General features: G+C 67.8%; 9 protein-coding genes and 2 rRNA genes. 1 reads left to right on the forward strand and 10 read right to left on the reverse strand.

Annotation, left to right across the window (positions count from 1 at the left end):
* Window positions 1-2: 2 nt before the first annotated feature.
* From BLV76_RS18850 to BLV76_RS18875, 7 genes are read right to left on the reverse strand one after another with little or no spacing between them, the layout of a single operon-like run.
* On the reverse strand, window positions 3-893 hold the full coding sequence (locus BLV76_RS18850) for a copper transporter (RefSeq protein ID WP_175539752.1): 891 nt from the start codon (window positions 891-893) through the stop codon (window positions 3-5).
* A complete protein-coding gene (gene steA / locus BLV76_RS18855) occupies window positions 890-2,089 on the reverse strand; it encodes a putative cytokinetic ring protein SteA (RefSeq protein ID WP_090971120.1) in 1,200 nt (399 codons plus the stop codon). The genes BLV76_RS18850 and steA overlap by 4 nt, the downstream gene beginning before the upstream one ends.
* A gap of 15 nt (window positions 2,090-2,104) precedes the next feature.
* Entirely contained in the window at window positions 2,105-3,877 is a 1,773-nt protein-coding gene (gene recN, locus BLV76_RS18860) for a DNA repair protein RecN (protein ID WP_090971122.1), read from the reverse strand.
* Window positions 3,870-4,811: an NAD kinase gene (locus tag BLV76_RS18865; protein ID WP_217630512.1), complete on the reverse strand. Its 942-nt coding sequence runs from the start codon at window positions 4,809-4,811 to the stop codon at window positions 3,870-3,872. Before BLV76_RS18865 ends, recN begins: the two co-directional genes overlap by 8 nt.
* A gap of 5 nt (window positions 4,812-4,816) precedes the next feature.
* Window positions 4,817-5,656, reverse strand: a complete 840-nt coding sequence (locus BLV76_RS18870) for a TlyA family RNA methyltransferase (RefSeq protein WP_090971126.1) — start codon at window positions 5,654-5,656, stop codon at window positions 4,817-4,819.
* 6 nt (window positions 5,657-5,662) lie between these two features.
* A complete protein-coding gene (locus BLV76_RS22250; protein ID WP_139306632.1) occupies window positions 5,663-5,887 on the reverse strand; it encodes a hypothetical protein in 225 nt (74 codons plus the stop codon).
* 10 nt (window positions 5,888-5,897) lie between these two features.
* Window positions 5,898-6,917, reverse strand: coding sequence for an HAD-IIA family hydrolase (locus BLV76_RS18875; RefSeq protein WP_090971128.1), 1,020 nt, complete (start codon window positions 6,915-6,917; stop codon window positions 5,898-5,900).
* A 48-nt stretch (window positions 6,918-6,965) separates the two neighbouring features.
* On the opposite strand from BLV76_RS18875, the gene BLV76_RS18880 reads away from it, so the two are divergent.
* Complete coding sequence (locus BLV76_RS18880; RefSeq protein ID WP_090971131.1) at window positions 6,966-8,087, forward strand: DUF1015 family protein; 1,122 nt, start codon at window positions 6,966-6,968, stop codon at window positions 8,085-8,087.
* Here the strand turns inward: BLV76_RS18880 and BLV76_RS18885 are convergent.
* The 3 genes from BLV76_RS18885 to BLV76_RS18895 all read right to left on the reverse strand — a co-directional run bounded on the left by BLV76_RS18885 (window position 8,062) and on the right by BLV76_RS18895 (window position 12,037).
* Window positions 8,062-8,430, reverse strand: a complete 369-nt coding sequence (locus BLV76_RS18885; RefSeq protein ID WP_090971132.1) for a single-stranded DNA-binding protein — start codon at window positions 8,428-8,430, stop codon at window positions 8,062-8,064. The genes BLV76_RS18880 and BLV76_RS18885 overlap by 26 nt on opposite strands.
* A 211-nt stretch (window positions 8,431-8,641) precedes the next feature.
* A 5S ribosomal RNA gene (gene rrf / locus BLV76_RS18890) occupies window positions 8,642-8,759 on the reverse strand.
* A 159-nt stretch (window positions 8,760-8,918) separates the two neighbouring features.
* A 23S ribosomal RNA gene (locus tag BLV76_RS18895) occupies window positions 8,919-12,037 on the reverse strand.
* Between the last annotated feature and the right edge of the window lie 97 nt (window positions 12,038-12,134).

Below are 12,134 nucleotides of genomic sequence, written 5' to 3' on the forward strand. Positions count from 1 at the left end.
TCCTACCCGAGAGGGACGGGTCCGTCGGCACCCGACGCACCGAACGCGCCGCCGGGTGTGGTGAGCGAGCGACCCAGGGTGAAGACCGTCGCGACCTGACCGGCCTTCGTGTCGATGCCGTCGACGCTCGCGACGGCTGCTGAAGCCGGGTCACCGCGCAGCCGGCCGAGCTGTCCGGTGCCGTCGGCGGTCGTGCCCGCCACGACGACTCCGGTCGCCTGGGCTGCCAGCCCCTGGGCGAGACCGGCGAGGATCGCGTCGGAGCCCTCGTCGTCGGCGTCCGTGCCGAGCACGAGCAGGACGAGGGGTGCCCGCCGTCCCGCCTTCTCGGGCAGCGTGAGCAGCCCGGCGCCACTGATCGCGTCGGCGATGGCGCGCGTCTTGCCGGTGGCGTCCTCACCGCCGGCCTCCTTGGTCGACACGGCGAGCCCGAGGAGCTGGCCGATGCGGTCGTACGTCGACGCCTCCGGTGCCACCGACCCCTCGGCCTGCTGGGTGAGCAGCTGGCTGCCGAGGGTGTCGACCAGCGACTTCTGACCGGGGTCCACGAGGTCGTTGCCGACCGTGTAGCGGCCGCTGATGGTGCCGCCGGCCGCGCCCACCTGGGTCGCCAGGGCGGTGACGAGCTGCTCGTCGGCGCCGGGCAGCGTCACGACCGCGACCGAGCTGTCGGCGAGCCGCCCGGCGACCACGGGCGCGGCGAGCGAGTCGACGAAGGCCGCGGTGTAGTCGGCTTGCGCCTGGTCCGCAGCCGGGGCCGGCGCGTCCTCCGTGCCGGCCGTGGCGACGGTCGGCCCGACGTCCGACAGCGGACCGCCGCCGAGGACGATGCCGGCGGCCAGGGCGAGGAACACCGCGACGATGGTGAGCAGGTGGTGGCGGAGCGTGATCACGGGAGCATTCCCTCTACGTTGTCGATCAGGTGGGACGTGGCGCTCGTGACGCGTGGGGAGAGGTCGTCGACCCACTGCTGGCCCACCGGGGTGACGCTGATGGCCGCGGCCACCGCGACGAGCCCGGCGATGAGGGCGCCGGCGAGGTGTCGTGGCCGCACGGCACCGTCGTAGAGCTTCGGCAGCGCGGCTGCGTCGACGAGGTCAGGACCCAGCTTGAGGCGGGTCAGGAACGTGCTCGCGAGCCCGGAGCGTCGCCGGTCGAGGAACTCGTCGAGCGTGGCGTGCATGCCGACCCCGACGATCAGTGACGCCTCCCGGGCCGAGGCGAGCAGCAGGGCCGCGTCCTCGGTGGTGGCGGTGGTCTCGAAGCGCAACGGCCTCACGCCGAGCCGCTCGAACGACTCGGTCACGCTGCGCGGTGCGCCCGGCTCCACCAGGACGACCACGTCCGTGGCCTTGCGGAGTACGGCAGCACTCGGCAGGTCGTCGCTCGCGGCGGTCACCACCACGATGTCGGGCTTGTGGCGGGACTCGGTGAGCGCGTCGGCGGCACGGTCCACGGCGATCAGGACGGGCTTCTGCTCACGCACGAACGGCTTGATGCCGGCCAGCTCGCCCTCCCAGCCGTGGGAGCGTACGGCGACCACGACCGGCCGCCCGGCGATCTCCGTCGCCGTGCGCGGCACGCCCCGGCCGTGCAGGAGCAGGTCCTGCTCGCGGCGGAGGAACTCGGTGCTGTTGTGGGTGAAGCTCTCCAGCTGGGCGGTGAGCCCGTTGCGGGCCAGGCCCATCTCGGTGCGCACGACGTCGGGCGTCAGCTCACGTGCCGTGGCGAGGAGCGTGTCCCCCGCGTGCACCACTCCCCCCTCGATCCGGAGCACGGTGCCGTCCTTGACCCGGTCGAGCACCTCCGGTCCAGCGCCGTCGACGACGAGCACACCGGCCTCGACGAGGCGCTCGGGACCGAGGTTGGCGTAGCGGCCGGAGATCATCGGGCTGGCGTTGACGACGGCCACGACGCCGGCGTCGACGATCGACTGCGCGGTGTCGCGATCCATGTCGACGTGGTCGAGGACGGCGATGTCACCTTCGGTCAGGCGACCGATGAGGCTGGCCGTGCGGCGGTGGACACGGGCAGTGCCGTGCACGCCGGGGAGGGCGGGGGCTGGGCGGGTGCGGACTGCGAACTTCATGACCGCGCCATGGTGTCAGCCGCGACCCTGCCCTTCGGGGAGGCACGCCCGCTCGGGCGCGGCGGTGTCGAGGAGCTCCCGGGCGTGGGCACGGGCGCTGTCGGAGTCCTCCACGCCGGCCAGCATCCGCGAGAGCTCACGCTCGCGGTCGTCCTCGCTGAGCGAGACCAGCCCCGACGTGGTGACCGATCCGTCGCTCGACTTGTGGACGACGACGTGGCGGTCCGCGTAGGCCGCCACCTGCGGCAGGTGGGTCACCACCAGGACCTGCGACGTGCGGGCGAGCGCTGCCAGCCGGCGGCCGACCTCGATGGCGGCCTTGCCGCCGACGCCGGCGTCCACCTCGTCGAAGACGAAGGTCGGCACCGACCCGGTCTCGGCCAGCGACACCTCGAGCGCGAGCATCACCCGCGACAGCTCGCCACCGGACGCTCCCTTGTGCAGTGGCCTGGGCTCGGCGCCCGTGTTGGCGGCCAGCAGGAACTCGACGTCGTCGACGCCGTGCGAGGTGGCGCGCAGCCACCGTCCGCCGACCTCGAGCTGGGGGCCGGCAGGCGTCTCGGGGGTCGGGGTCTCGTTCTGGGTGACCGCGATCGACACCTGGGCGTGCGGCATCGCCAGTGACGTCAGCTCGTCACTCACCGCCGAGCCCAGCTTCTTCGCCGCCGTGACGCGCTGCTTGGTCAGCTTGGCCGCCAAGGCGCCCAGCTCAGCGCGGATCCGGTCGCGCCGCGACTCGAGCTCGGAGATCTGTCCGTCGGTGTCCTCGAGGTCGAGCAGTCGCTTCGCGCCGTCCTCGGCCCACGCGAGCACCTCGTCGATGGTCTCGCCGTACTTCCGCGTCAACGCGGTCAGCGCCGCCCGTCGCTCGGAGACGGCGGCCAGGCGTGCGGGGTCGGTCTCGAGGCTGGCGGCGTAGGACGCGACGTCGCCTGCCACGTCGACGAGGAGATGGCTCACCTCGGCGATCCGGTCGGCGAGCTCGCCGGCCTCGGCGTCGTGGTCGCGGACCCCGGCGAGCGCCTGCCGGGCCGCGCTCGTGGTCGCGAGCGCGTCGGTGGCGCCCTCCTCGCTCGACAACGCCTCGCGGGCCGTCTCGGCGGCCGTGCGCAGGGTGTCTGCGAAGCCGAGCCGCGTCTCCTCGGCCGCGAGCTCGGCGTCCTCGCCCGGCTTCGGGTCGATCTCCTCGACCTCGCCGAGCCCGAAGCGGAGCTGGTCGGCCTCGCGGGCACGCTGACGAGCGGACCCGACGACCTCGGCGAGGGTCCGCTCGGTCGCAGCCAGCTCGGCCCACAGGGAGGCGTACGACGCTGCCGTCGACGCCAGCGCCGCGCCACCGAACCGGTCGAGCGACGAGCGCTGTGCGCTCGCCTGGAGCAGTCGGTGCTGGTCGGACTGACCGTGCACCGCGACGAGCGGCTCGGCGACCTCGGCCAGCGTGGTCACCGGCACGGACGCACCGCCGACCCACGCCCGGGACCGGCCCTGGGCGGCCACGTTGCGGGCGAGCACGACCTGGTCGTCCTCGACCTCGCCACCGACGTCCTCGACGGCGGCGCGGAAGCCGTCGAGCGCCTTCGTGGCCACCACGCCCTCGACCCGTGCCTGCCTGGCACCGGACCGGACGGCGCCCGAGTCGGCGCGACCGCCCAGCAGCAGCCCGAGCGCGGTCACCACCATCGTCTTGCCGGCACCGGTCTCTCCGGTGATGACCGTGAGACCCGGGCCGAGCTCCAGCGTCGAGGAATCGATGACTCCGAGCTGGCTGATCCGCAGCTCCTCAAGCATCGGCGTCCCCTCCCTCGCGCCGGCGCCGCTCAGCGGCCCCGCGCCAGCCCTCGACCGGCAGGTCGAACTTGGCCACGAGCCGGTCGGTGAACGGCGCCTCGTGGAGCCGGACCAGGCGCACGGGGTGGGCTCCTCGGCGGATCTCGATCCGCGCACCGGTCGGCAGCGCGACCGTGCGGCGCCCGTCGCACCACAGCACGCCGGGCTCGTCGGTGGTGGACAGCACCTCGATGGCCAGGACCGAGCTCGGCGCCACGACCATCGGCCGCGCGAAGAGCGCATGTGCGCTCAGCGGCACCATCAGCAGGGCCTCGACCTCGGGCCACACCACCGGGCCACCGGCGCTGAAGTTGTAGGCGGTCGAGCCCGTCGGCGTCGCACACACGACGCCGTCGCAGCCCCACCGCGACAGGGGTCGGCCATCGACCTCGACGACGACCTCGAGCATCCGCTCGCGCGCGGCCTTCTCGACGCTGGCCTCGTTGAGCGCGAACGTGGAGAACAGCACGTCCTTGCCCAGCAGCACCCGGACGTCGAGCGTCAGGCGGTCCTCGGCGGTGTAGCGCCGCTCGACGATGGCGCGGATCGTGGACTCGATGTCGTCCTGCTCGGCCTCGGCGAGGAACCCGACGTGCCCCAGGTTCACGCCCAGCAGCGGCGTGGTCGTCTCCCGGGTCAGCTCGGCGGCACGAAGGATCGACCCGTCGCCGCCGATCACCAGGACGAGCTCGCACCCCTCCCCGGGTACGTCGTGGGGCGAGGTCGTCTCGACGAGCCCGTCGGACTGCCCGAGGCCCAGGTCGGCCGCCTCGTCGGACAGCAGGCGCACGGCGATGTCGTGCCCGGTGAGGCTCCGGACGCAGGCGCGCGCGACCTCGCGCGCATCCGCCCGGCCGGTGTGGGCCAGCACGAGCACGCGGCGGCGGGGCCTCACGTCAGTCACGGATCCACCCTCTCACCCGCCACCCCCATCGAGCCTGCGCGCTCGACCTCGGCAGCGATGTCGTCCGCGTCGATCTCCGCAGGACCGTGGCGCAGGAGCAGGAAGAACTCGACGTTGCCCGACGGACCGGGGAGCGGGCTGACCGTCACGGCCACCGCACCCCAGCCGCGCGCGGCAGCCAGGTCGGCGATGGTGGTCACGGCCTCGGCACGGAGCGCCAGGTCACGTACGACGCCGCCCTTGCCCACGCGCTCCTTGCCCACCTCGAACTGCGGCTTCACCATCAGCGCGAGCTCGCCGTCCTCGCGCGTGACCGCCAGCAGCGGGTCGAGCACGAGGGCAAGCGAGATGAACGACAGGTCGCCGACCACCAGGTCGACGGGCTCGCCGACGATCTCGAGGGTCAGCTCGCGGATGTTGGTCCGGTCGTGGACCTGGACCCGGTCGTCGCTCTGCAGCGACCACGCGAGCTGGCCGTAGCCGACGTCGACCGCGACCACCTCCCGGGCGCCGGCGCGAAGCAGGACGTCGGTGAACCCGCCGGTGGACGCTCCCGCGTCCAGGCACCGCTTGCCCTCGACGACCAAGCCGTGGTCCGCGAAGGCGGCCAGCGCGCCGGCGAGCTTGTGTCCCCCGCGGGACACGTAGTCGACCGAGGTCGGGTCCTCGCGGACGACGATGGCGACGTCAGTCGTCACGCCGGTCGCTGGCTTCATCGCCGGGGCGCCCGACACGGTCACCCGGCCGGCGGCCACCAGCTCGCTGGCGTGCTCGCGCGACCTGGCGAGGCCGCGCCGCACGAGCTCCTGGTCGAGGCGTAGTCGTCGTGGTGGCACGGTGCGTCAGGAACTCTGTGGGTCGTCGCCGGGCACCGGCTGGGCGTCGAGGGCCCGGCGCAGCTGTTCGTGCGCCCGCTCGAACACCGCGACGTGGTCCCCCACGGGCGCGTCCATGACCGACGCGACGTCCTCCAGGACGCGGTCGACCGCCTCCACCCCTGTGGGCTCGTAGTCCATCGGAGGGCGAGCAGGCTGGTCGGACGAGGTGTCCTCGGAAACCTGATCCATGGCCGCGAGCCTACTCGGCGCCGAGGCGTCGGACCGGGCCGGGCGGGACCGTGTCGGAGATGTCTGCGACGCTCCCGGACTCGTCGAGGTGGAGCCAGCACGCCGTCGCCACGGTGCGCCACCAGTCAGCGTCACCACCCGCTCCGCTGACCTTCAACCGGCCGTCCTCCACCGTCGCGACCCAGCCGCCGAGCTCGACTCGCTGTTCCGTCACGTGAGGAATGGGATGCGGCTCGAACAGACCTTCCAGCGTCGGGTGGATGTACGACGGCCTCAGCTCCGGCGTCGCCGCCACCAAGTCCTCCAGCCAGGTCACCCCGGTGAGGACGAGCAGGGACGGTACGTCGATCGCGTGCGCCCCCTCGATGTCGGTGTCGAGACGGTCCCCGACCATGATCGGCCGGTCACCGCCGACGCGCAGCACGGTCTCCTCCATCAGCGGCTTCTCCGGCTTCCCGGCCACGGTCGGCGTGACGCCGGCGAACCCTGAGATCGTCTGCACCAGCACGCCGTGGCCCGGTGCCAGTCCGTAGGGCGTCGGGATCGTCATGTCGGTGTTGCTCGCGACGTAGGGCAGGCCGTCCCTGACCAGCGTCGAGACGCGCATGATGTCGCGCCACCGGACGTCGGGTCCGTAGCCACTCGCCACGGCGACCGCCCCCTCCGGGTCGGTCACCGGCTCGAGGCCCGCTTCGAGCAGCGCCACGCGCAGCCCCTCGCCCCCCAGCAACAGGATCTTCGCGTCCGGCCCGTGGGCCTCCGCCAGGAGTCGGGCCGCCGCCTGCGCCGACGTCACCACGTCGGCCTCGGTCGCCGACACGCCGACGCCGACCAGCTTCTCGGCCACCTGGGCGGGCGTCCGCGAGGCGTTGTTGGTCACGAAGGCCACGTGCCGTCCAGACGTCCGGATCCGCTCCACGCGCCCGGCGACACCCTCGATGGCCTCGGATCCGACGTAGACGACTCCGTCCAGGTCGAACATGACCAGGTCGTGCGCCTCCACGATCGGCGCTGTCGACTCCGCAAGCATGCTCCACCCCTTACTGGTCAGTGACGGTCGTCCCCCTACGATGCTCCGATGGACTTCGAGACGGTCGTAGCGCCGCCGTACGTCGCGAAGCCCCTCACGCTCCTGCCGTTCACCGCAGTGATGCTGGCCCCGGGCCGAGTCGGAGACCCGGCATCGGCTCGAGCCCTCGCGCGACCCTACCGCGACGTCGCCGCCCGGCTGACCCGGTGGATCGACCAACGGCGAGCCTCCACCGACACCGGCCCCGCGATCTACCTGCACGAGTACACCTCGAACGGCCTCACCGTCCGTGGACTCGTCGGGGCGCTCGACGTCTCGCACCGGGCCGAGTCGCTCGCCGACCGCGCCGTCTGGCCGCACGAGGCCATTCATCCCGAGCAGGCCGGTGAGCTCGCCGACCGCATGCTGCAGATGGACCTCAACCCGGCGCCGATCCTGCTCGTGCACCACGGAGCCGCGTCGCTCCGCGAGCTGATCTCCCAGGTCGCCCGCTCCCGCCCCGACTGGCGCTACCTCGACCGCACCGGCCAGCGTCAGCGCATCTGGGCGATCCGGGACGACGAGGTCCTGGCCGAGATCGCGAGCCATCTCTCCGAGGCGCGCTGCCTGATCGCCGACGGGCACCACCGGTACGCCGCCTACCTCCGACTGCAGGAGAACCGCCCCGGCACCCCGTGGGACACGGGCCTGGCCATGCTCGTCGACCAGCTCGACACCCCGCTGTTCCTCGGGGCGATCCACCGCACGCTCGCAGGCACGACGCTCGCCGCGCTGGCGCAGGCGGCCCGCGAGGTCGGCGCCGACGTCGTCGAGCAGGGACGACGTCATGCGCTCAGCGCCCTCGACAGCACGCACCTCGTCCTCACCGACGGCAGCACGTGGCACACGGTCGAACCGCGCGGGCTCGAGCGGGAAGCGGCGGTGTCGTGGCTCCACGACCGGGTGCTGACCCGGCTCACCCCAGCGGCCGGCACCATCGCCTACCACCACAACGTCGAGGACGCACTCGCCGCGGCGGGGACGACCTCGCCGGCCGTCCTCCTGCCGAGCCCGGACTTCGACCAGGTACGGGCGCTCGTCGAGGCCGGTGGCCTCCTCCCCGAGAAGGCCACGTCGTTCCAGCCGAAGCCCAGCCTCGGGGTCCTCATGCGACCGGTGACCGACGGATGATCCGTCCGGAGGACGCCTCGACCTCGACACGCGACCGAGTTGCACCCCCTGCCTGGTAGAACCGGCACCTCACCGCACCCTCCACCTCGACGACGTCGCCGGGCCGCCACGTCGCGACGCTGCGACGCAACCGCGGCGCCCACGCCGTGCACGGCACGGAGTCGACCCGCTGGGCACTCCCCTTCGCCGATGTCGACCTGGGCGCAGCGCCCCGTTCGATCGAGATCCTGAACGTCATCAGCGTGTCTCCGCTTGGCAGCTCCACCGCTGCAGGTGCGGCACTCAGCCGGCCCACCAGTCGTACGTCGTTCGCGACGAGCTCGGCGTCGCTCTCTTCCATCATTCGTGCCTTGGTCACTGTGCACCTCCTGGACCGAACCCTGCAGCCGGCGACCGACAGCAACGGCGGAAGTGGGGGCCACCCTGTGGAGAACGCGCCTCGAGCACTGCCTGTGGACGCAATCTGGCCCGCCAACGCGAAGCCGTAGGGGGAGCGAAGGTCCGGAAATGCAAAAGTGGAGCCACCCGAAGGTGACTCCACTTTCACAATGTATGTCCGGCGGCGTCCTACTCTCCCACAACCTCTCGGTTGCAGTACCATCGGCGCTGAAAGGCTTAACTTCCGGGTTCGGTATGGGACCGGGTGTTTCCCGTTTCGCTATGGCCGCCGTAACTCTTTCAACTCAACGCCCTCTCCCACACATGTGTGTGGGTGTGGGTGTGTTGGTTGGGAACTGCCTAGTGGACGCGAACATGTGTGTTCGTCTTGTGCGCGGGTGTCTTACGTGTGTACGTCTGCCACAGATTGTTTTGTGGTGTTGTGTACGTGGTTGGGACAAGCCCTCGGCCTATTAGTACCGGTCGGCTGGGCATTACTGCTGTACACCTCCGGCCTATCAACCCCATGTTCTGTGGGGGGCCTTACCCACTTACGTGGTGGGAAACCTCATCTTGAAACGTGCTTCCCGCTTAGATGCATTCAGCGGTTATCACTTCCGAACGTAGCCAACCAGCCGTGCTCCTGGCGGAACAACTGGCACACCAGAGGTTCGTCCATCCCGGTCCTCTCGTACTAGGGACAGCCTTTCTCAAGTTTCCTGCGCGCGCGGCGGATAGGGACCGAACTGTCTCACGACGTTCTAAACCCAGCTCGCGTGCCGCTTTAATGGGCGAACAGCCCAACCCTTGGGACCTACTCCAGCCCCAGGATGCGACGAGCCGACATCGAGGTGCCAAACCATCCCGTCGATATGGACTCTTGGGGAAGATCAGCCTGTTATCCCCGGGGTACCTTTTATCCGTTGAGTGACCACGCTTCCACATGCCGTGGCCAGATCACTAGTTCCGACTTTCGTCCCTGCTCGACATGTCTGTCTCACAGTCAAGCTCCCTTGTGCACTTACACTCGCCACCTGATTGCCAACCAGGCTGAGGGAACCTTTGAGCGCCTCCGTTACATTTTAGGAGGCAACCGCCCCAGTTAAACTACCCATCAGGCACTGTCCCTGATCCGGATAACGGACCTAGGTTAGACATCTAGTACGACCAGAGTGGTATTTCAACGTTGACTCCACCCCAACTGGCGTCGAGGTTTCACAGTCTCCCACCTATCCTACACAAGCCGTACCAAACACCAATACCAAACTATAGTAAAGGTCCCGGGGTCTTTCCGTCCTGCCGCGCGTAACGAGCATCTTTACTCGTAGTGCAATTTCGCCGAGTCCATGGTTGAGACAGTGGGAAAGTCGTTACTCCATTCGTGCAGGTCGGAACTTACCCGACAAGGAATTTCGCTACCTTAGGATGGTTATAGTTACCACCGCCGTTTACTGGGGCTTAAATTCTCAGCTTCGACCCCGAAGGGTCTAACCGGTCCTCTTAACCTTCCAGCACCGGGCAGGAGTCAGTCCGTATACATCGTCTTACAACTTCGCACGGACCTGTGTTTTTAGTAAACAGTCGCTTTCCCCTGGTCTCTGCGGCCATCACCGCTTCCCCCAGCAAGTGGGTTCACGGATCCGGCCCCCCTTCTCCCGAAGTTACGGGGGCATTTTGCCGAGTTCCTTAACCATGGTTGTCTCGATCGCCTTAGTATTCTCTACTTGATCACCTGAGTCGGTTTGGGGTACGGGCGGCTAGTTTCTCGCTAGAGGTTTTTCTCGGCAGCATAGGATCACCCACTTCACCAAAAGTGGCTCCGCGTCACGTCTCAGGACATGTGTGGTGCGGATTTGCCTACACCACTCCCTACACGCTTGCCCACAGACAACCATCGCTGTGGCTGGGCTACCTTCCTGCGTCACCCCATCGCTTGACTACTACCAGCTCGGGTCCCACGCTCCGCCCACCAGCCTCGCCCCGAAGGGTCCGGTCCGATAGGTTTCGGGTGGTTAGCATCACCAGGTTCGTCATGGGCGAAACTTCGCCGGTACGGGAATATCAACCCGTTGTCCATCGACTACGCCTGTCGGCCTCGCCTTAGGTCCCGACTTACCCAGGGCAGATTAGCTTGACCCTGGAACCCTTGATCATTCGGCGCACGGGTTTCTCACCCGTGATTCGCTACTCATGCCTGCATTCTCACTCGTGTGGCCTCCACGCCTGGATCACTCCGACGCTTCACTGCCCACACGACGCTCCCCTACCCATCCAAAGCACTGAACCAACCTCAAGGGCGGCTTGCGTATTCTTTGAATGCCATAGCTTCGGCGGATGACTTGAGCCCCGCTACATTGTCGGCGCGGAATCACTTGACCAGTGAGCTATTACGCACTCTTTCAAGGGTGGCTGCTTCCAAGCCAACCTCCTGGTTGTCAATGCGACTCCACATCCTTTTCCACTTAGTCACCGCTTAGGGGCCTTAGCTGATGGTCTGGGCTGTTTCCCTCTCGACTACGGAGCTTATCCCCCGCAGTCTCACTGCTGCGCTCTCACTTACCGGCATTCGGAGTTTGGCTAACGTCAGTAACCTTGTAGGGCCCATCGGCTATCCAGTGCTCTACCTCCGGCAAGAAACACGCAACGCTGCACCTAAATGCATTTCGGGGAGAACCAGCTATCACGAAGTTTGATTGGCCTTTCACCCCTATCCACAGGTCATCCCCTCAGTTTTCAACCTAAGTGGGTTCGGTCCTCCACGTCGTCTTACCGACGCTTCAACCTGCCCATGGATAGATCACTTCGCTTCGGGTCTTGAGCGCGCTACTGAATCGCCCTATTCGGACTCGCTTTCGCTACGGCTACCCCACACGGGTTAACCTCGCAACACACCGCAAACTCGCAGGCTCATTCTTCAAAAGGCACGCCGTCACCCCCCACAAGGAGAAGCTCCGACGGATTGTAGGCACACGGTTTCAGGTACTATTTCACTCCCCGCCAGGGGTACTTTTCACCTTTCCCTCACGGTACTTGTCCGCTATCGGTCATCAAGGAGTATTTAGGCTTAACGGGTGGTCCCGCCAGATTCACACGGAATTTCAGGGGTTCCGTGTTACTTGGGAACACGCTCCAGAGCCAGTGCCTTACGTCTACGGGCCTATCACCCTCTACGGTACGGCTTTCCAACCGACTTCGACTTCCACACTGGTTTCTTACTCTGTACTGAGCCGGCAGACTCAATCGAGCGGTCCCACGACCCCGTACCTGCAACCCCTGCCGGGTATCACACAGACACGGTTTAGCCTCATCCGATTTCGCTCGCCACTACTCTCGGAATCACTGTTGTTTTCTCTTCCTGTCGGTACTGAGATGTTTCACTTCCCGACGTTCCCTCCACACACCCTATGTGTTCAGGTGCAGGTAACACGACATGACTCGTGCTGGGTTTCCCCATTCGGACACCCCCGGATCACAGCTTGGTTGCCAACTCCCCAGGGCTTATCGCAGGCTCCAACGTCCTTCATCGGCTCTTGATGCCAAGGCATCCACCATGTGCCCTTCATAGCTTGTCTCAACAACGTCACAACAACACAACACAAGAAAACTGCGCCATGGCGCCGTGCACACGTCGACAAACACAAAAGACAACAACCGGCCCACCCCACAATC

This window comes from Nocardioides exalbidus (assembly GCF_900105585.1).
Classification (GTDB): Bacteria; Actinomycetota; Actinomycetes; order Propionibacteriales; family Nocardioidaceae; genus Nocardioides; species Nocardioides exalbidus.

What these genes read in the sequence shown, in the direction of transcription:
- steA (WP_090971120.1), bottom strand. Translation starts at nt 2,089, where the DNA reads ATGAAGTTCGCAGTCCGCACCCGCCCAGCCCCCGCCCTCCCCGGCGTG.
- recN (WP_090971122.1), bottom strand. Translation starts at nt 3,877, where the DNA reads ATGCTTGAGGAGCTGCGGATCAGCCAGCTCGGAGTCATCGATTCCTCG.
- BLV76_RS22250 (WP_139306632.1), bottom strand. Translation starts at nt 5,887, where the DNA reads ATGGATCAGGTTTCCGAGGACACCTCGTCCGACCAGCCTGCTCGCCCT.
- BLV76_RS18875 (WP_090971128.1), bottom strand. Translation starts at nt 6,917, where the DNA reads ATGCTTGCGGAGTCGACAGCGCCGATCGTGGAGGCGCACGACCTGGTC.
- BLV76_RS18880 (WP_090971131.1), top strand. Translation starts at nt 6,966, where the DNA reads ATGGACTTCGAGACGGTCGTAGCGCCGCCGTACGTCGCGAAGCCCCTC.
- BLV76_RS18885 (WP_090971132.1), bottom strand. Translation starts at nt 8,430, where the DNA reads ATGATGGAAGAGAGCGACGCCGAGCTCGTCGCGAACGACGTACGACTG.